This is a genomic window from Pandoraea oxalativorans (assembly GCF_000972785.3).
Taxonomy (GTDB): Bacteria; Pseudomonadota; Gammaproteobacteria; order Burkholderiales; family Burkholderiaceae; genus Pandoraea; species Pandoraea oxalativorans.
In genome coordinates, this window is the sequence record NZ_CP011253.3 from 40,178 (window position 1) to 58,466 (window position 18,289).

An 18,289-nucleotide genomic window follows, 5' to 3' on the forward strand; every position below is an offset into this window, starting at 1 on the left:
GGAGTGCTTTGGGAAATATGAGAAGGCGGTGGCGGTTTAGCTGAGAATGTTGCTTGTCGAAGGCACACCGAGCAAAGCCGGCGCGAGCCGGCCCCGACCACCATGAAGAAGATTATGAAAGAAACGAACGGCAGAAAAGCACAAACGAAGAGCGCGCTCGATGAACTGATCCAGCAAGGCGCGCGGCAGATCATCGAGCAGGCAGTCGAAGCGGAACTGGCGAGCATGCTTGAACAGTACAGCAACGTGAGGTCGATCGACGGTCGGCGTGCCGTGGTGCGCAACGGCTACCTACCAGAGCGCGAAGTCGTCACGGCCATCGGTCCGGTGCCGGTTCGGGTACCGAAGGTGCGTGATCGCTCGGGTTCGGGCATCCGCTTCAATTCGGCGGTCGTGCCGCCGTACGTTCGCAAATCCGCACGCGTGTCGGCCGCACTACCGTGGCTGTACCTGCGAGGCATCTCGACGGGCGACATGAGCGAAGCCATGGGCATCATGCTGGGCGGCCAGGTCAGCGGCCTGTCGCCAAATGTGGTGAGTCGTCTGAAGGCGCAATGGGCCGATGAGCATGCTCAGTGGAATCAGCGTGAGTTGTCGTTGGCGCGCTGGGTGTACTGGTGGGCTGACGGCATTCACACCGGCGTGCGCAGCGACGATTCCGACGGCCAGTGCCTGTTGGTGATCATTGGTGTCAAACCGGACGGAACGAAAGAGCGTGTGGCGATCAGTGACGGGTATCGGGAATCGAAGGCGTCGTGGGCCGAACTGCTGCTCGATCTGAAAAAGCGCGGTCTGCAGTCAGGGCCGCTGCTGGCTTGCGGAGATGGTGCGATGGGATTCTGGGCAGCGATGGAAGAAGTGTTCCCGCAGACCAAGCATCAGCGCTGCTGGTTCCACAAGATGGGCAACGTGCTCAACGCGCTGCCGAAATCGCAGCAGGCCCGCGCCAAAAAGGCGATGCAGGACATTTGGATGGCCGCCACGCGTGCCGAAGCGCTGGTTGCCTTCAATCACTTCGTTGATACCCACTCGGCAAAGTATCCGAAGGTGGTCGAAAAGCTGACGCAAGATCGCGACGAGCTGCTGGCATTTTACGATTTCCCGGCCGAACACTGGCAGCATCTGCGCACGACGAATCCGATTGAATCGACCTTCGCGACGGTGCGTCACCGCACCAAGCGCACGCGCAACTGCGTCTCGCGCGCGACGTTCCTCGGCCTGGCATTCAAGCTGATCGAGTCGGCCGAAGACTCGGGGCGGCGCATCCGCGCCCCCGAAAAGATCGCGACGATGCTTGACGGGATGACGTTCAAGGATGGAGAGCCGGTGACCGACAGCACACCGGCTCAGCAGCCCCTGGCCGCCTAATCTTGCTCACGCCCCGTACACCAGATTTGACTTTAACTCTCGAACGTCTGGTGGGTGTCGCTTGCCGTGATCGTGCCGCTGGGCGTGGTGTACGCGTTCGTGTACGGCCCGGAGGCGTCGCTGTTCTGCGAACTGTTCGACACGCGCGTGCGCTACACCGGCATCTCCGTCGTCTATCAGGTCTCGGGTATCGTTTCGAGTTCGATCACGCCGTTGATTGCCGCGACGCTGCTGGAATACGGTGGCCACAAGCCGTGGTGGATTGCGGTGTACGTGCTGGGGGTGGGATGCCTGTCTGCCGCGTGTGCGAAGGCGATGAAGCGGACTTATTGACGCGGGCTTGCTGAAACGGTCTTACTGTGGGGAGCGGATCAGGCTCGGGGAGGAAGGTCCCGCAGTGCGGGAACACGGCAGGCCGGTGGATGGCTCCCCGGCTTGCCGTTTTTTTATGCCGCGCGGATTACTGACCGAAGTAAATCGACCCGGCGCGGTTCACGCGACCCGGCACTTCATACGCCGGCGAAACCACCGAACCGGCTTGCGCAGCGACTGCGCCCGGTTGTGCCTGCACCTGCGTCTGAGCTTGCTGTTGAACTTGTTGCGGCTGGGCGGGCGGCTGCGTGTTCTCGGCAGCGCTCGCGCTGGTCATGACGCCTGCGCTCAGCAGGGCGGCGGCAACAGTCGATGCGAACAGAGCGTGTTTCATTTTCATTTCTCCTGTCTGGCGAGACGTCCACCATGGGCGCCGTCATTGCCGCCAATCTACGCTCGCGGCACAAGGAGAAAAACGCGGTCCTGGATAAGGACGCATTGCTGAAAATGAAATAATCAGTGCTCAGCAAGACCAACTTGCTCAGGCCGCCACGCAATGCGCGCGACGGACCGGTCAATGGCCAGTCAGCGACGCGTCACGCGTACGCGAGCTTCCTGCTGACGGCGCGAACGGGCGGCACGGCTGCGAAGATACGACGCGGTGAGCAACGAAGCGCTCGCCAGTAAAAGGAAAGAACCGAGGGCAGCCATGGTAATGCTCCTGTACTGACCGGCATCGTCCGCGGTGCGGCGCACCCTGCGAGCCACGATGTCGGCTGACTTCATCATGTTGTCACTCTACTGCTGACGCACTTCGCGATAAACCCCATCGCACTAAAGACCCTGTTGCGCACAGCGGCATGCTGGTCGAAAACCGCTCGAAAATGCGCCGAAATCACCGCGCATATCCTGTTCAACGGCATTAAGCGGTTGATTTTCAATAGTTTTTTCGAATCGGACGATCGGTTGCATTTCGTAGACGCTCAGTTGCGAAAAAACCACGGGTTTTCCCTAAGATTCACTCATGCCAACGCGACGGACACCGCAACGCAGCAAAACGAAGTGCCCCCCGGCCTCGACGCTGATGATGCCCCGAACGCTAGCTGAACCCGAAGTATTCAACCAAATTGACAGGAGTCTCACCATGAACACCCGTATCCTTGCTGCCGTTGTTGCCGCCGCTTCGTTCGTTTCCGCCTCGGCTTTCGCAGACGCTCGTTACAACGACAACACGCCTGATGTCGCCGCTGCAACGCAAAGCCAGGTCAGCCGCGCGGAAGTTCGCGCCGAACTGGCCCAGGCTGCCGCAAACGGCCAACTGCTGCAAAGCGAAACCGGCGCGCCGCTCGTGGCCGCTGCTCAGACGCAAAACGTTGCCACGACCGCTCCGGCCGCCGCAGCGCTGACCCGCGCCGACGTCCGCGCACAACTGAGCGATCGCAACGTGTTCGCACAGGACAGCCGCTCGTAATCGGACCGTTCCTCCACGTTCGTCCACGTCCCTGTAGTACAGCAGCACCCACGCATCGACCCCAAGCGACGCGAAGCCGCCGACCGGAATCCGGTCGGCGGTTTTTTTATGGCATTGGGGAAAGGACGCAAGGGGCATGGGGCGCATCGAGCGCATCGAGCGCCCGCTGGTTGCGGACGTCCCGCGACAACTTCGGTCTCAAATACAGAAGCCGCGCCAATGGGCGTCCGTAGAATCCGCGTCACTGCTTCCGGCGCGTGGCACGAGAACATCGAAAACGCACGCAGTAGAAGCGCGCCACGCACCGCTATCCGACTGTTGTCGCTGGCGTCCGACACAACCCCTTCCCGGATTTCCCCGAACCATGCCCATCGCCAATCCCTTGCGAACCTCGCAGGACGCCGTCTGTCGTCCCGAACCGATCAACGACGCGACGAGGACAACTGCTGCGGCTCAAGCCCTCGTCCGCTCGCTTCGCAACGCGCATGCGATGCCCGAATACGAAGCCTCGGCGCTCGACGCGGTCATCGCGCGTCGGGTTGCCGCCCGTCACACGCCGCAGATGTACCCGGCCCGCTACTACTTCCTCAATGCGTCCGAGGTGTCGCGCATCGCACGCCGTCCCATCGACCCGCCCGCACCCAAGCGCTATCTCGGCTTCGACCGCATCACGCAGTCGCTGCGGCATATCGCGATCGCCGTGAACATGACGATGCGCGCGCGCTTCGATATCGATCCGTTGGAAGTGCAGGCGAGCGTGTTTGGCGGACGGCTGCACATCGCGTCGAATTTTCACGCTGGACGCATCCGCGAAGCGCTGCATCTCGCGCTGACGGACGACGCCCTGATGTCGGGGGCGCCCCGGCGTCCCGCGCGTGAGGACATACGCAACTGGGACGCCATGGTCATGTCCCGCCGCGTGCGCGATATCGCCAAGTTGCGACACCACTATGTCGACGGACGCGGGCTGGCGGGTATGCGCGCAGCGGCGCGTGCCGAAGTGACGGCGGGCATTGGACGCCCCTCGGAGGGGGCATTGCCGGTGGACAGCACATTGCGTCAGCTCGACGATGCTTTCGACACGCTGAGCCGTGTGCTGCAAGACGCCGCGCGCGCTGCGTCGACGTTTGACGATCTGGTCGTACACACGCCGATGCAGGACGGCACGCCGAAGCTGCCCTTACTGCCCGACGGTGTTACGCAAACCATGCACGCCGAGCAGTGCATCGAGTCGGCCATCGCACAACACGCCGCCCCCTGGCACTGCGAGGCCGTCGCCCGGTTGGACTTGCCCGCCGACGCGCTGATCGTCGTGCCGATGGCCGGGCGCTTCGTGCCATGTGCTGCGTGCGCCGAAGTCGAAGCGCAGAGTCGCACGCAGGGCGGTCTGTTCGATCCGGCGAACGGCAAGTTCGTGCTGCATCGCAGTAGCCAGCGCATCGGCATGGCGTTTGCGAACGAAGTGCAGCACATCGCGCAGTCGACGTTGGCGTCGACGCCGGAACTGGCTGCACGTCGTGCACAGGTCATTGCCGAGCGTTTCGTCGACGCGCCACAATCGCTGCGCGCCTATGGTCAACCGGTGGTGCCCGATTACTCGCTCGATACGGAAAGCGAGAGCTCGGGCGACGAGTCGTGATGCTGACTGACGTCACGCTCGCCGATCACTGCTGCGCAACGCCGGGCTATTCCTTCACCTGCGCGTCGGCAGGCATCTGACGCGCTTCGTCCTTCAATTTCCCCAGCAATTTGGCACCGAGCGCCGTATCGTTCAGATCCGCGTAGGTGGCGCGGTCGCGATAGTGAAGCATCTCCGTGCCGTCCGAGACGCCGATCGATGCCGACATGATCTCGTGATACGAGTGGTGGTTCTTCGGCGGCATCAGGTTCGCCATCATCACCATGCGCGCTTCGGCGAGCGAGGGCCAATCCGAAACGTCGCCCGAATATGCCGCTATCTCACGGCACTGTGCGTAGTGGTTCAGGTAGCGCAGCGTATGTCCGCTCGGTCCCGAGATGACCGGCTTGTCGTGCAGGATGGCCCCGAACGCCCAGGTGCCGATGGCCGGATCGTTGCGGTCCGACGTCCTGACCATGTTCGAGCGGTCGCCCGTGCGATGTTGCCGCACATGCGAGCCAATCGGATTCAGCCATCGGCCGTTGTCCTCGTCGTCGGTGTATTCCGCCGTGCTCCACGTGATGTCCAGTACATCGTGCAGCAGCTTGCGACGCTCGTCCAAGTCGCATCGAAACATGTAGTCGACGACGTCCCGACATGCTGTGAAGCCGTCTTCGCGCATCACACGGTCCGCGCCCGCATGCGCGAGAACCTTGAGGAACGCGTCCTCACCGGCCGGGTTGTGTCGTAACGTCTCCCAGCGGGATTGCATGACGTCTCGGATACGGTCGGGCAACTGCACCGGCGACTTGATCTGCGCGATGGGCACGTCGAACTCCCGAAGATTCCACGGATGCATGGGATTCTCGGGATGCGGTGCGGCGTTGAACATGTTGCGTCGACGGTGTTTGTCCGGTGCGTGGGGATCGTCGTAATGCGAGGCTTCGGCCTTGATCAGCGTGGCGAGCACGTGGGCGTCGAGCGTGTCGCGCGAGTTCAGACATTCGTCTGCGCCGCCGATCCCGACCTGCTCGTCGATGATCTTGGCCTGCGCCTTCGCGTCGAAGTCCTCGAACCGCATCGGTGCACCGGTCAGCTCACGGATGCGACGTGCGATGTCGCGAATCTCCGGGGCGTCGCACAGCGTCTGCCCCAGCTTGCGCTCGAATTCGACGCGTGCAGAGGCTTTCGTGTAGTAAGGCGCGCAATCGAAGATATTGCGCCCCGCGTCGCGGCGTCGAAAATCGTCGAACGCTTTGCTGTCGGGCAGCGAATCCACAGAATCCGTCGAGTCGGTGCGTGTGTGCAGACCGAAGCTCATCTTCAGGGCGGGCATGGGCTGTTCCGGCGCCATTTGGATGTGCCGCTCCAGCGCGCGATTGTCGAATTCACCGGCGACGCGCGCGCGGCGCAGAAACTGCGCACCCAGCGCCATCTCCAGAAGGTTGCCGGTGGACTGTACGCGCGCAATGTTGGACTGAACTTTCAACATGATGGCCTAATAAACCTCGTTTCTTAGAAATTGAACCAGCTTTCGGTACTCGGAGAAAAGACTGTCGATCGTTCCTTCAGCATCCTTATGAATATCTTCATAGTCGATGCCCGAGAACCCGAGCAATAAAATGCCCTCCGTCGCTTCAATGGAAATCATCGGTGGGCGGGTGATATCAGAAAAACAGTTTTCCGATATCAGTTGAATTGGATGAGGCTGACCCAGCATCGCGGGGGGTATGTCGACACGGAAATAAACGTCGAACGTTTCGACCGATTCGTTGGCGCGAAAATAGAGGGCGTCGCCGTTCTCGAGCGTGATGCCCGCCCCCGGAAACGCTTGCGCCTGAAGCCCGTGCAGGCCGAAGCGCCGGGAAATGACGTCGAGTAATTCGTTCAGCCGACGTTGCGGCATGCCCGGCAGGGGTGAATGCAGCGGCGAGCCGTCAGTGCGTTGCGTGCCGTGTGGCAGCGCGCGCAATGTGTGTTGCATGATGCAGATGTCCAGTAAATGTCGTAACCGGGGCGCATGTTAAAGATTTGCTGTCACGTCGAATAGACAAGTGCGCGGATTTGGGGTGAATCATGAGAAATGATTCTGATATTTCCCGACTGACGGATTTACGTAATCCGATTTGAAATTTTTTCGCGTACGACCGGTCGCCGGGCAAATCGTCGGGCAAAAAAAAGGTTCATTGAGCATTACCGGGGAAGGCGGCGCGGATTTTGAGGAAGAAGTATTCCTGGTCTCGGTAGCCGTAGGCGCGCCGCTTAATGACCTTGATAGTGTTGTTAATGCCCTCAACGATGCTGGTGTTTAGACGATGTCGGCATCTGGCCAGGATGCCATGCAGATAGCCTTTCAGACGCTGAGCGAAGGTGTTCAAGGGGGCTATTCCGCTTTGCTCGGCCTGCTCGCACCAGTGGTGCCAGGCTTGTTTTGCCCAGGCAGGTCTTCGGTAGAACCAGAGCCGCTTGAGTTCGTCCCTCAGGACATAGACCGTCAGCAGCGGCTGGTTGGCTTGCAGCAATTCGTCGAGCCGGACGGCCTGCTGCCGGTCTAGCTTGTCGCGGTTGCGCAATAACAGCCAGCGGCTCGATTTGATGACCCGGCGCGCGGGACGGTCCTGGCGCAGTTGGTTGGCCTGATCCACGCGCACCCGATCAATGACCTCTCGTCCGTACTTGGCCACGACATGGAACAAGTCATAGACGATCTCCGCCCGTGGGCAGTGGGCCTGGATTTCTAACTCGTAGGCCGTAGTCATGTCGATGGCTACGGCCTTGATGCGTTGGGCGACCCCACGCGGCAATTGCTCGAAGAACGCCCGAGCCGTCTCGCGTGAGCGTCCTGGGCCGATCCACAGCACCTGCCTGCTGATCGGATCGACGACTACCGTCGCGTACCGATGCCCTTTATGCAGGGCGAACTCGTCCATCGCTAAATACTCGATCCTGGACCAATCCGGTTCGCGCACTGACGCTCGGAGCCGGGCCTTGTCCAGCGTCTTGACGGTATGCCAACCCAGCTCGAAGAACCTCGCCACCGCCTGCACGTTGCTCGATTGCAGCAATTGGCTGCAGGCCGCCGCAAGCCGATCCGTCACCCGCTGGTAGCGACCCAGCCAAGTAAGCCGCTCCAGGCGCGGGCCACCGCATTGCTCACACAACAAGCGCCGGCGTGGAACATGAAGAACAACCCGGTACTCAAATAACGGCAGATCTCGCACCCGGCGCACCGTGGTCTCATGGACCTGGCGACATCGTGCGCCGCACTGCTCGCACAGCATCACCTTGGCGGTTGGCTTCAAATAGATCGACAGCGTGCGCCCTGTGCCCTCGGGCCACTCCACGCGTTCGACGGCATAGCCCTGCCAGCCTCCCAGCGACTCCAGCAGCTTGCGATCCAGCATCTCCACGCACTCCTGATGGCAAATTCCTGCCATCAAGAGTACGAAAACTTGTCAAATCCCTCCACGCTATTGCGCGATGAACCAAAAAAAGCCGCCCGAAGGCGGCTGAAGGTCGGGTGAGACCAAGGAAAAGCGTGGTCGCGGCGGTGTCAGCCCGCCAACGACCGAGTCAGTGCATTACGCGCGATATCGAAATCCGCGGCAAAGCTGCGGTGCCACTCGCGTCGCGTGCTGTCGTCGATCCACGCGCCGTCCAGACCGTTGTGCATGAACTCGCGCAGGTCGCCGAGCGAGAAACCGAAGTGGCTGAACATCAGCTCCCACGCTTGCGCGGGGTTGACCTTGTGCAGGGTGGGATCGTCCGTATTCGGATGAATCTTCAGGCCGAGGCCAGGCATGCGACGAATCGGGTGATCCTTCGCCCAGCGCTCCGGCGTGAGCGTGCGCAGGTAGTACGAATTCGTCGGCACGACCGTGAAGACGATGCCGCGCTCGGCGCATTCGCGTGCGAAGTCCGGCGCGTCGACGACGGTGTAGCCGTGATCGATGCGGTCGCACTTGAGCAGCTCGACGGCGGTCTCGACGTTCGTCCACGGCATGCCGAATTCGCCCGCGTGCGCCGTCGTCTTGAAGCCCGCGAGACGCGCGTTGCGATACGCCTTCCAGAACAGTTCGGGCGGACGGTCGTTTTCGCGATAGTCGATGCCGATGCCGATGACTTCGTCGGCACGATGTCTGCGCATCCACTCGACCATCTCGACCGCTTCGCGCGGATCGGCCTCGCGGTCGATGCTCGGTACGAGACGACCGACGATGCCGTGATCGCGCGCGGCGTCACGAATGGCGGCGACGATGGCGTCCTGCGCTTTCGCGTAGGGAATGCCGGATGTGCGCACGGTGCCGGTCGGGTTCCAGAAGAACTCGCTGTAGCGCACGTTGTACGCGGCGGCGTCCGCCAGATATTCGTAAGCGATGCGGTGCAGATCGTCCGGCGAGCTCAGCAGATGCTCGTCGAGTGCGCGCAGCACACGCAGCACGCCCACGGGCTTTTCACCGCGCGTGTAGAAGCCGTCGATCTCCGCGCGATCGAGCGGCGCGTTCGACTTTTCGGCGAGCGCCACGAATGTGTCGTGGCGCACTGCGCCGAGCAGATGGCAATGCAATTCCACTTTCGGCATCGCGTGGAAGAACGTGCGATGCGCTTGCTGAATCTGCACGCCGGTGCGTGCGGCGGGCACGTGGCCCGGTGTCTCTGTCATAACGTCTTGTCTTGGTGAAATCATCGGCATGGGGGAGCGGCGCGACGCATGTCGTTCGCCGCCAGGTCGATCAGTGACGCCCCACGACCGTCCAGAAGTAATACGCCAGCGGCAGCGCCAGCACATAGAGGCCCCACGGCAATTCCTTGAAGCGGCCCATCAGCGCCTTGACCAGCACGTAGCACAGCAAGCCACCGGCGATACCGGTACCGAAGCTGTTCGAGAGCAGTGTGAGCAGCACCATGGCGAGCACGGGGAACGCGTCGCTGAAGTCGTCGAACGGCACATGACGGACCGTGCTGAACATCGACAGGCCGATCAGGATCAGTGCGGGGGCCGTCGCTTCCTTCGGAATGGCCAGCGCCACCGGCACGAAGAAGCACACCAGCGCGAACATCACGGCAGCCGCAATCGACGTGAGACCCGTGCGCCCGCCCGCCTCCACACCGGCGGCCGACTCGACCAGTGCCGTCAGTGCGGGAATGCCCAGCAGCGCACCGCCCGTCGCGGCAATCGAATCGACGAGGAACGGCCGGTTGATGTTCTCCATGTTGCCGTGCTCGTCGAGCAAACCGGCCTTACCGCCGACGGCGAGCGTGGTGCCCAGCGTCGAGAAGAATTCCGCCGCGAAGAAGGCGAACAGATACGGCAGCGCGGAGATCGTCAGCGCACTCTTCAAATCGAGTTGGAACGCCACCGGCGCAATGCTGTGCGGCAGTGAAACGAACGACTCGGGCACTTTGGTCACGCCGAGCGGTACACCGGCAAGCGCGGCGATCAGAATCGACCAGAGGATCGCGCCCGGCACCTTGCGGCCCTGCAGCAGCACGGCGACGCCCAGACCGATCAGCGCAACGAGGGTGCCCGGCTTGCTGAAGTCGCCCAGCGCGAACGCATTCGTCTTGGCGTTGGCGATGGCCATGCCCGCGTTGCGCACGCCCAGCACAGCAATGAACAACCCGATGGACGCGCCGAGGCCCAGCTTGATGGCCGTCGGAATCAGACGCGCCACGACACTGCGTGCACCGATCACCGTCAGCAGCAGGAACAGCAGGCCGGAGAGGAACGCGATGGCGATGCCTGTCTGCCAGGCGACGTGTTCGGTGGCTGCGAGCGTGACGCCCACGATGACCGAGCCGCCGATACCGGGGCCGACGACGAACGGCAGGTTCGCGTAGAAGCCCATCAGCAACGAGAACAGCACGAACACCAGCATGACCGACGTGGTGGCCGCGCCGCGATCCATGCCACCCGTGGCGAGCAGCGACGGAATGACGACGAGCAGATAGGCCGCCGCCAAAAATGTCGTGATACCGGCGAGCACTTCGGTGCGCACGCTGGAGCCGCGTTTGCCGATGGCGAAACGTCGCTCCAGCCATCCGCCGGGGGCGGTGACCGCAGGGGATTGGCCGTGCCCGGCTGGCGCTACGCGCTCGTTGTGCTCAGGAGAAGAGGTCTGCATAAGCCAAGAATAGAAGGTCTTTGCGTGGCACTTTACGTGCATGCGACTATAAATAAAAAATGAAATTACTTATGATTCGATAATTCGAATCTATTCTTCGCGACGCTGACGGATTCCGGGGCTTGCCCGGGGCTCTCTGCGGCTGGCTGGCGTCGCAAAACTGTTGTGTCCGACACACTGCTGGCCCCTTTGGAGCGCGCCATGGCGACTTCGCCCCGTCGTAACGAAAACACTGCAAGCCGCGCGGGCGAAATGCTCACGTCCAAAGCGCCGGTCGCCTCCACTGCTGCCATTGCCGTCACCGCGACCCCGCAGGTGCCGCCGCTGCCTGCGCTGACGCTGCGACAGGTGCAGTACTTCGTCGCCCTCGCCCACTCGCGCAGCTTCACGCAGGCGGCGCAAGCGCTCTCCGTCACGCAACCGGCGCTCACGGCCGCCATCCGCCAGATCGAGTTCCTGCTCGGCGGACGTCTCTTCGAGCGCTCGGCTCATCGTCTGACGCTGACCGAGGCGGGCACCACCATCCTGCCGCTGGCGGAGCGTCTGCTCAACGCCGCGCGCGGTACGTTCGACGACATGACGAGCACCTTCGCGTTGCAGGCGCAGACGGTGCGCATCGGGTTCATTCCGTCGGTTGCCGCCCGCCTGTTGCCGGTGCTCGGCAGCTTGCGGGATGCTCATCCGAACGTGCGCTTCGCCCTGTCCGATCTGCCCAACAGCGAACTGGTCGCGGCGCTCGCACGCGGCGAGATCGACCTCGGTGTCGGCATTCGCGACCAGGCCGACGAGGCCGGTCATGCGGCGAACACCGAGGGCTTTCGCTGCGACGATCTGTTCGACGACGAGATCGTGCTCGTCGCCCGTCGCGACGACGCGCTCGCGTCTGCCGAGTCCGTCAGCTGGTCGCAACTCACCGAGCGCGATCTGGCCGTGTTCGTGCGCGGCAACGTCAGCGATTCCCTGCAACGCACGGGCGGGTCGCAGAACCTGCGGCTCGAACCGAAGTACCGCATGGAGTACACCGAGCCGCTTTACGCACTCGTGCGAAGCGGTCTTGCGCTGGCGATACTGCCCAAGCTCTACACCCTGCACCTGCACGACCCGGCGCTCGTGGCGCTCGACGTCATCGCCCCGCGTGTGACGCGCACCGTCGCGCTGATGTCGCTCGTCGGCAAGGAGCGCGGCCCGCAGGTGAGTGCTTGCCGCGACTGGATCGCGCAACATCTGGCGACGTGAATCGAATGCGCTTCGCGCACGTCCGTCGTCGGTCCATACGGACAAACACGGCGGCCGATCTTTTCGATGGGCCGCCGTGTTCGCTTGCTTCCGTCTTCTACGTGTCGCTGCCGCGCGATTACGGCAGACGCGAAATGCGCTCGAGCAGCGTGGCGTAGAAGCGGTCGGCGTCGATATCGGTGAGCCACAGCGCGTTTACCGGACGCTTCGTGCGACCGTTCCAGTCCACCACCGTCTCACCCAGCGTGAGCTGTCCCGTCGTCTCCACGGCCACATTCACGCGACGGCCGCCATACATCGTCGGGTCGATCAGATAGCCGATGGTGCACGGGTCGTACATCGGGGCTTCGTCCACGCCACGGCGGCGCTTCTGATACGCCAGCGCAGCATTGAAGATGTCGCCGACGATCGGACCGCAGCGATTTTTCAGCGCATGGAACGGGGCAACGCGTGCCGGCGTGATCAGCGTCTTCAGGCTGACGTCGCGCGGCACGATAGTCACGGGCACGCCTGCGCCGAGCACGATGCTCGCGGCCTCCGGGTCGACGAAGATGTTGAACTCGGCGGCCGGGGTGTAGTTGCCGCGCTCGAACCACGCACCGCCCATCAACACGATTTCACGGATGGCCTTTGCGCCTTCGGGCGCGGCCGTCAGCGCCGTGGCGATGTTGGTGAGCGGGCCGATGGCGACGAGCGTGATGCTGCCCGGTGCCGCTGCACGCAGCGTGTCGATCAGATACGTGACGGCATGCTGCGGCGCCAGCGGCGCACGCGGATCGTGCAACGGCGCGCCTTCGAGACCCGAGCGGCCCATCACGTTCGCCACCGTCACCAGTTCGCGCATGAGCGGCTTCGGGCAACCGGCGTACACCGGCAGCGTTTTGGTCTTGTCCGCCCAGTCGCGCACGATGCGGGCGTTGCGCTCGGTCAGGTTCAAAGGCACGTTGCCGCCGACGACGGTCAGCGCCTTGAGGTCGATCTGGTCGCTCGCGCCCAACGCCATCAGGATCGCGACGGCATCGTCCTGACCCGGATCGCAGTCGATGATGACTGTGCGACGCGGCGCGCCTTCGGCCGTGAGCGGCGACGCGCCTTCGGTCTTCGTCATTTGCGCGAAGGCGCTACCGGCCATTGATGCGCCCACGGTGGCCATCGACGCGGCCAGCGACGTGCGCAGGAAGCTGCGGCGGCTGTGCCGGCGGTCGTCGGTAGTCGTATCGGTCAGTTCGGTCGTTGTCGTCATGGTGTCGAACTCGCTTGAATTAGAACGTGTGACGCATGCCCAGCGTCACGGCCATCTGACGCTTGGTGCTCGATGCGGCGTAGCCGAAGAGCTGCGCGTATTTGGCATCGCCAGCGGCTTGCTGTGCGTTGAGCGTGAGTGCCACGTCCGTGCGCTTGGACAGCCAGTAGTCGGCTTGCAGGTTGACCTGATGCCATTGCGGACGCGTATTGATCACATCGTACTTGCCGGACGTGAACCCGTACGCCGCGCCCAGCACCAGCGCTGGGGTGATGTTGTAGTTCAGCGTCAGATTGTAGTTCTGGAGATGCAGGTGCGAGTTGTCGAGGTACGTGTAGTTCACGTCCGAGAACATGGCGCCGATGAGCGCCGGGCCCCAGCGGTAGAAGCCGCCAGTGGCGAAGATGCGTTGCTGGCTCGCGTAGACGTTCGCAGGCGTGGCGCTCTTCGAGAAGATCAGCAGCGGGCTGGCGTAGTCGTTGGCGATGGCGCCGTCGTTGTTGGTGCCGCTGTACGGATGGTTGTACTGGGCGTAAGCGGCGTTCCAGTCGAAGTCGCCGTACTTGTAGCCGAGGCCGAAGCTGTAGGCGTTGTTGTTGCGGAAGCCCGTGGCCGAGTTCGAGAAGCCGTATTGTGCCGTGCCGTGGAAGCCACCGACCGTCGGGCTGACCCATTTCACCGAGTTCTGCATGCGCAGGTCGTTGTAGCCGTTGTCGTTATCGCCGATGTTCACGCCGTTGCTCGAAATGATGATCGGGCCGACGTAGTCGTGAAGGGTGTCGTACTGGCGACCCAGCGTGAACGTGCCCCAGGTCTTGTCCGAGAGGCCGACGAACGATTGGCGACCGAACGCACGGCCGTTCTGTGCGCCGGTGCCGTTCACGATGCTGAAGCCAGCTTCGAGCGTGAAGATGGCCTTCGTGCCGTTACCGAGGTCTTCCGAGCCACGGAAGCCCCAGCGCGGATTCTGGTTGGTGCCCGAGAGCGCCTGCCAATTCTTGCTGCCGCCCTGATTGCTCACATACCCCACGCCGCCCGAGATCAGGCCGTAAATCGTGACGTTGCTTTGAGCGTGTGCGGCGGTGGCGGCGACGCCAAGGGCGGCGGCAAAGCCCAGGCGGGCCAGAATCGTGGTCTTCATGAGGTGTGCTTCTCTAAGGTCTAAGTCCGCGCGCTTGCGAGAGTTGGCGCGATTCGGACCGAACTATAGGGAAGGGCCTTGTATAAATATAATTTTGATTTTTTATATATCGATAAATTGAATCGATATTGCCGCGACGGCCGCGTCAGGGCTTGCCGGGCCGGGAGGATGCCCCAAAACGGGGCCGTGCGCCAGGCGTTGCGTGCGGCAGACACTTGCGCCGATTGACGGGCGCGGTTGGGGGCGTAGCGCATCAGTCTCCGAGCGAATTCTGTAAATAGCGTCGGGTTGCAGGTTCTATGTTGGAGTGGTCTCAGGCGTAGCGATGGCATGCACAGCACCGTCGCCTCCGATTTCGATCGGAATGCCCACTGACAGCAATGCCCCTTCTACGTAGTTACCTATACGGAGAGATCTATGAACGTCAATCTTGGTGCAGTGTGGACACCTACGGATCAGGGAATTAGAGATGAATCGCCTACGGACGAGGAAATTAGAGACGAATTGAATGCAGTGCGCGAGTGCCGGGATTCGTACTATCTGTACGACGACCAGGTGATAGAAAAAGAGGTACGGGCCGTAGTAGGTTACGGAAATGTCGTGTCTGTCGGGGGGGAGTGGCCGGCAGACGATTGTAGAAGGCAAGAACTCCTCGATGACATTCGCGAGACGCTTTCCAGGATGTGCGACCAGGGCAGGGGTGATGGGTTTTCATTTGGTTCATCGCGCAATAGCGTGGAGGGATTTGACAAGTTTTCGTACTCTTGATGGCAGGAATTTGCCATCAGGAGTGCGTGGAGATGCTGGATCGCAAGCTGCTGGAGTCGCTGGGAGGCTGGCAGGGCTATGCCGTCGAACGCGTGGAGTGGCCCGAGGGCACAGGGCGCACGCTGTCGATCTATTTGAAGCCAACCGCCAAGGTGATGCTGTGCGAGCAGTGCGGCGCACGATGTCGCCAGGTCCATGAGACCACGGTGCGCCGGGTGCGAGATCTGCCGTTATTTGAGTACCGGGTTGTTCTTCATGTTCCACGCCGGCGCTTGTTGTGTGAGCAATGCGGTGGCCCGCGCCTGGAGCGGCTTACTTGGCTGGGTCGCTACCAGCGGGTGACGGATCGGCTTGCGGCGGCCTGCAGCCAATTGCTGCAATCGAGCAACGTGCAGGCGGTGGCGAGGTTCTTCGAGCTGGGTTGGCATACCGTCAAGACGCTGGACAAGGCCCGGCTCCGAGCGTCAGTGCGCGAACCGGATTGGTCCAGGATCGAGTATTTAGCGATGGACGAGTTCGCCCTGCATAAAGGGCATCGGTACGCGACGGTAGTCGTCGATCCGATCAGCAGGCAGGTGCTGTGGATCGGCCCAGGACGCTCACGCGAGACGGCTCGGGCGTTCTTCGAGCAATTGCCGCGTGGGGTCGCCCAACGCATCAAGGCCGTAGCCATCGACATGACTACGGCCTACGAGTTAGAAATCCAGGCCCACTGCCCACGGGCGGAGATCGTCTATGACTTGTTCCATGTCGTGGCCAAGTACGGACGAGAGGTCATTGATCGGGTGCGCGTGGATCAGGCCAACCAACTGCGCCAGGACCGTCCCGCGCGCCGGGTCATCAAATCGAGCCGCTGGCTGTTATTGCGCAACCGCGACAAGCTAGACCGGCAGCAGGCCGTCCGGCTCGACGAATTGCTGCAAGCCAACCAGCCGCTGCTGACGGTCTATGTCCTGAGGGACGAACTCAAGCGGCTCTGGTTCTACCGAAGACCTGCCTGGGCAAAACAAGCCTGGCACCACTGGTGCGAGCAGGCCGAGCAAAGCGGAATAGCCCCCTTGAACACCTTCGCTCAGCGTCTGAAAGGCTATCTGCATGGCATCCTGGCCAGATGCCGACATCGTCTAAACACCAGCATCGTTGAGGGCATTAACAACACTATCAAGGTCATTAAGCGGCGCGCCTACGGCTACCGAGACCAGGAATACTTCTTCCTCAAAATCCGCGCCGCCTTCCCCGGTAATGCTCAATGAACCTTTCATTTACGGTCGCCGCGAGTCCTCGGGCACATAGCTTAGGTGCTGCGGCGCTTCGGGTGGCGGCGGACCTCGGAATCAAAACACTTGCATTCGTGAATGATGCGGCTGCGGCGGAGGGGCAATGGGATCATAAGATTGTCGTGCCGGGTAATGACAGCGACATCACGCTCATGCCGGAATGTCACAAAGACATTTTTGGAAACATGTCGCAAATTTGCGGCCATCAATCGGTATTGCTCGCCTATGGCGGAGGTTTGAGGTCAATGGCCGAGGCGTGGAGTGACTATCGCCCCGTATTTTTTGAAGACAAGTTCATGGACCAAAGTGAAGCGAACAACTTGAAGGAAGAGTTTCTTAAAAATACGTACATCAGAAGAATGGCGTTCGCGCACAGGAATGGATACGAGTTAGGCAACGGGGAAATGGATGAGCCCTGGTTTTTTGATAAAAATAACCGTCGTGAACATGAACACTTTCGACCGGATGAGCGGCACTGGTTTGTCAAGTTAAGCGAATTTTTGGGGATGGACGAAAATCGATGGAGCGCTGGAAAGAGGAGCTTGCTTAATTGCTAATACCTTGGGCGATAGCGTCGACTGGTAGTGGTCGACGAGCTTCTTCGTATGGCAGCGGAGGAAAACGGGGGCATCGCCCACTCAGCACCAGCGTCTGTGCCACCAGATACAGCACGGTATCGATTACCCCGCCGACGAACGTGCCTTTGATGCCAATGTGTTCCGTCACGAAGTCGGCAAAGCCCGGGGTCACGCGCTCGGCCGCAACTCTGAGTTGTACGTCGAGCGCTTTTCGCAACGGTTCGCCGCGCGCGACAGATACTTGTGTCCGACGCACACGAGATGTGATGAGCAGTAACTGCAAGCTTTCCTGCAAGCGTATGTCCACGATGCCAGCGTGCGCGTGCCTCTAACCCGATGCAACGACGAAGCGCTCGCACGACGTGATTGCCGCCGACACGAACGATAAGAGAGCGATACGAACGCATGGCGACCAGTCACGGCGAAGTGAATTTTTCACAAACGCTTGAAAGGAGAATTGCCATGTTTTCAGTGACAAATACCGGGGCGGCTCTGCCACCGAATGTCAGCGCCGTTTCTCATACGAACGCACCTGTCGCTACCGATAACGCCTATCGCGGCGCATTAGCGCAGGCCATCGGATCGAAATACCTCATGGTGCTTGGCGATTACGGAACAGGTTCCGATGAGGCGAAGCTGAATCGCCAACTGGAAACTTTCACCCGGATGCTAACGCTATTGAAGACGCGCTTTCACGAGTCGGAAGGTGGACGAGCGACAGATGGAAAGCGTCCGTATCCAAGCGACCAGCTTGTGTTGCTGACGTACGGCAATAGCAACCGGGTAAGTGAGTTCATCCGCATCGCCAACGACCTCGCGAATCAGCCTGGCAAGCCCATCGAATCCATCGGTGTCGTGCTTCCCGGCGATCCGCAGCGAGTGCGCGATCTGCCCTGCACTTATTTCATCGAGGTCGCGCATGCCCCCGCAGCCGGTGAGCCGGCGTGCTTGCCGGAGTCAAAGGAACCGCTCGTGGTTGAGGCGCTGAAGATCGCGGTCGAAGAATGGCAAAAGGCATATCCCGGCGTGCCAGACTCAGGCAACAAATTCCACGGCATGTACGCGACCCTCGATCACAGCAACGTGGAAGGGCAGGAGCGTGCGCTAATTCAAGACAAGTGGGGCTGGATGGACATGAGCTCCTGAATTGCC

Annotated in this window: 19 protein-coding genes; 9 read left to right on the forward strand and 10 right to left on the reverse strand. The window is 61.6% G+C overall.

From position 1 onward, the window contains the following. The first annotated feature begins 102 nt into the window (after positions 1-102). Positions 103-1,368 (forward strand): IS256 family transposase, encoded by a 1,266-nt coding sequence (locus MB84_RS00150; RefSeq protein WP_046290284.1) that lies wholly within the window; start codon positions 103-105, stop codon positions 1,366-1,368. A gap of 54 nt (positions 1,369-1,422) precedes the next feature. After that, positions 1,423-1,701 carry an MFS transporter gene (locus tag MB84_RS00155; RefSeq protein ID WP_046290285.1) on the forward strand — a complete coding sequence of 93 codons (279 nt, stop codon included), beginning with the start codon at positions 1,423-1,425 and terminating at the stop codon, positions 1,699-1,701. 127 nt (positions 1,702-1,828) lie between these two features. Here the strand turns inward: MB84_RS00155 and MB84_RS00160 are convergent, their stop codons facing one another. Then, on the reverse strand, positions 1,829-2,074 hold the full coding sequence (locus MB84_RS00160; RefSeq protein WP_046290286.1) for a hypothetical protein: 246 nt from the start codon (positions 2,072-2,074) through the stop codon (positions 1,829-1,831). A 191-nt stretch (positions 2,075-2,265) separates the two neighbouring features. Next, positions 2,266-2,391, reverse strand: coding sequence for a hypothetical protein (locus MB84_RS31405; protein WP_281192313.1), 126 nt, complete (start codon positions 2,389-2,391; stop codon positions 2,266-2,268). Positions 2,392-2,824: 433 nt separating this feature from the next. Here MB84_RS31405 and MB84_RS00170 point away from each other — a divergent pair, with 433 nt between their 5' ends. Both MB84_RS00170 and MB84_RS28680 read left to right on the forward strand, forming a co-directional pair. Next, on the forward strand, positions 2,825-3,151 hold the full coding sequence (locus MB84_RS00170; protein ID WP_046290288.1) for a DUF4148 domain-containing protein: 327 nt from the start codon (positions 2,825-2,827) through the stop codon (positions 3,149-3,151). 490 nt (positions 3,152-3,641) lie between these two features. Then, complete coding sequence (locus MB84_RS28680) at positions 3,642-4,790, forward strand: hypothetical protein (RefSeq protein WP_157122591.1); 1,149 nt, start codon at positions 3,642-3,644, stop codon at positions 4,788-4,790. A gap of 46 nt (positions 4,791-4,836) precedes the next feature. Here MB84_RS28680 and MB84_RS00180 read toward each other — a convergent pair whose 3' ends face one another. The 5 genes from MB84_RS00180 to MB84_RS00200 all read right to left on the reverse strand — a co-directional run bounded on the left by MB84_RS00180 (position 4,837) and on the right by MB84_RS00200 (position 10,894). Further along, entirely contained in the window at positions 4,837-6,261 is a 1,425-nt protein-coding gene (locus MB84_RS00180; RefSeq protein ID WP_052652802.1) for a hypothetical protein, read from the reverse strand. A gap of 6 nt (positions 6,262-6,267) precedes the next feature. Further along, positions 6,268-6,753, reverse strand: coding sequence for a hypothetical protein (locus MB84_RS00185; protein WP_046290289.1), 486 nt, complete (start codon positions 6,751-6,753; stop codon positions 6,268-6,270). Between the two features lie 199 nt (positions 6,754-6,952). After that, positions 6,953-8,173, reverse strand: coding sequence for an ISL3 family transposase (locus tag MB84_RS00190; RefSeq protein ID WP_046289972.1), 1,221 nt, complete (start codon positions 8,171-8,173; stop codon positions 6,953-6,955). Between the two features lie 149 nt (positions 8,174-8,322). Beyond that, a complete protein-coding gene (locus MB84_RS00195; RefSeq protein ID WP_046290290.1) occupies positions 8,323-9,432 on the reverse strand; it encodes an adenosine deaminase family protein in 1,110 nt (369 codons plus the stop codon). Between the two features lie 70 nt (positions 9,433-9,502). Continuing rightward, positions 9,503-10,894, reverse strand: a complete 1,392-nt coding sequence (locus tag MB84_RS00200; protein WP_046290291.1) for an NCS2 family permease — start codon at positions 10,892-10,894, stop codon at positions 9,503-9,505. Positions 10,895-11,095: 201 nt separating this feature from the next. On the opposite strand from MB84_RS00200, the gene MB84_RS00205 reads away from it, so the two are divergent. Further along, positions 11,096-12,130: a LysR family transcriptional regulator gene (locus MB84_RS00205; RefSeq protein WP_245725453.1), complete on the forward strand. Its 1,035-nt coding sequence runs from the start codon at positions 11,096-11,098 to the stop codon at positions 12,128-12,130. A 118-nt stretch (positions 12,131-12,248) separates the two neighbouring features. Here MB84_RS00205 and MB84_RS00210 read toward each other — a convergent pair whose 3' ends face one another. Both MB84_RS00210 and MB84_RS00215 read right to left on the reverse strand, forming a co-directional pair. Further along, positions 12,249-13,373: a nucleoside hydrolase gene (locus MB84_RS00210; protein WP_046290292.1), complete on the reverse strand. Its 1,125-nt coding sequence runs from the start codon at positions 13,371-13,373 to the stop codon at positions 12,249-12,251. Positions 13,374-13,392: 19 nt separating this feature from the next. Then, the gene (locus MB84_RS00215) at positions 13,393-14,514 is read right to left on the reverse strand and encodes a porin (protein ID WP_046290293.1); all 1,122 of its coding nucleotides are present in this window, start codon (positions 14,512-14,514) and stop codon (positions 13,393-13,395) included. 417 nt (positions 14,515-14,931) lie between these two features. Here MB84_RS00215 and MB84_RS00220 point away from each other — a divergent pair, with 417 nt between their 5' ends. Genes MB84_RS00220 through MB84_RS00230 form a run of 3 tightly spaced genes read left to right on the forward strand, consistent with a single transcriptional unit; the run spans position 14,932 to position 17,116 of the window. Next, positions 14,932-15,282, forward strand: a complete 351-nt coding sequence (locus tag MB84_RS00220) for a hypothetical protein (protein ID WP_052652804.1) — start codon at positions 14,932-14,934, stop codon at positions 15,280-15,282. Between the two features lie 32 nt (positions 15,283-15,314). After that, positions 15,315-16,535 (forward strand): ISL3 family transposase, encoded by a 1,221-nt coding sequence (locus MB84_RS00225; RefSeq protein WP_046289972.1) that lies wholly within the window; start codon positions 15,315-15,317, stop codon positions 16,533-16,535. Further along, on the forward strand, positions 16,532-17,116 hold the full coding sequence (locus MB84_RS00230; protein WP_046290295.1) for a hypothetical protein: 585 nt from the start codon (positions 16,532-16,534) through the stop codon (positions 17,114-17,116). The genes MB84_RS00225 and MB84_RS00230 overlap by 4 nt, the downstream gene beginning before the upstream one ends. On the opposite strand, the gene MB84_RS00235 is transcribed toward MB84_RS00230, so the two are convergent. Further along, positions 17,106-17,432: a hypothetical protein gene (locus tag MB84_RS00235; RefSeq protein ID WP_157122592.1), complete on the reverse strand. Its 327-nt coding sequence runs from the start codon at positions 17,430-17,432 to the stop codon at positions 17,106-17,108. The two genes, MB84_RS00230 and MB84_RS00235, sit on opposite strands and share 11 nt — an antisense overlap. Before the next feature lie 110 nt (positions 17,433-17,542). Between MB84_RS00235 and MB84_RS00240 the strand changes: the two genes are divergently transcribed. Next, positions 17,543-18,283 carry a hypothetical protein gene (locus MB84_RS00240; RefSeq protein WP_157122593.1) on the forward strand — a complete coding sequence of 247 codons (741 nt, stop codon included), beginning with the start codon at positions 17,543-17,545 and terminating at the stop codon, positions 18,281-18,283. Positions 18,284-18,289: the final 6 nt, after the last annotated feature.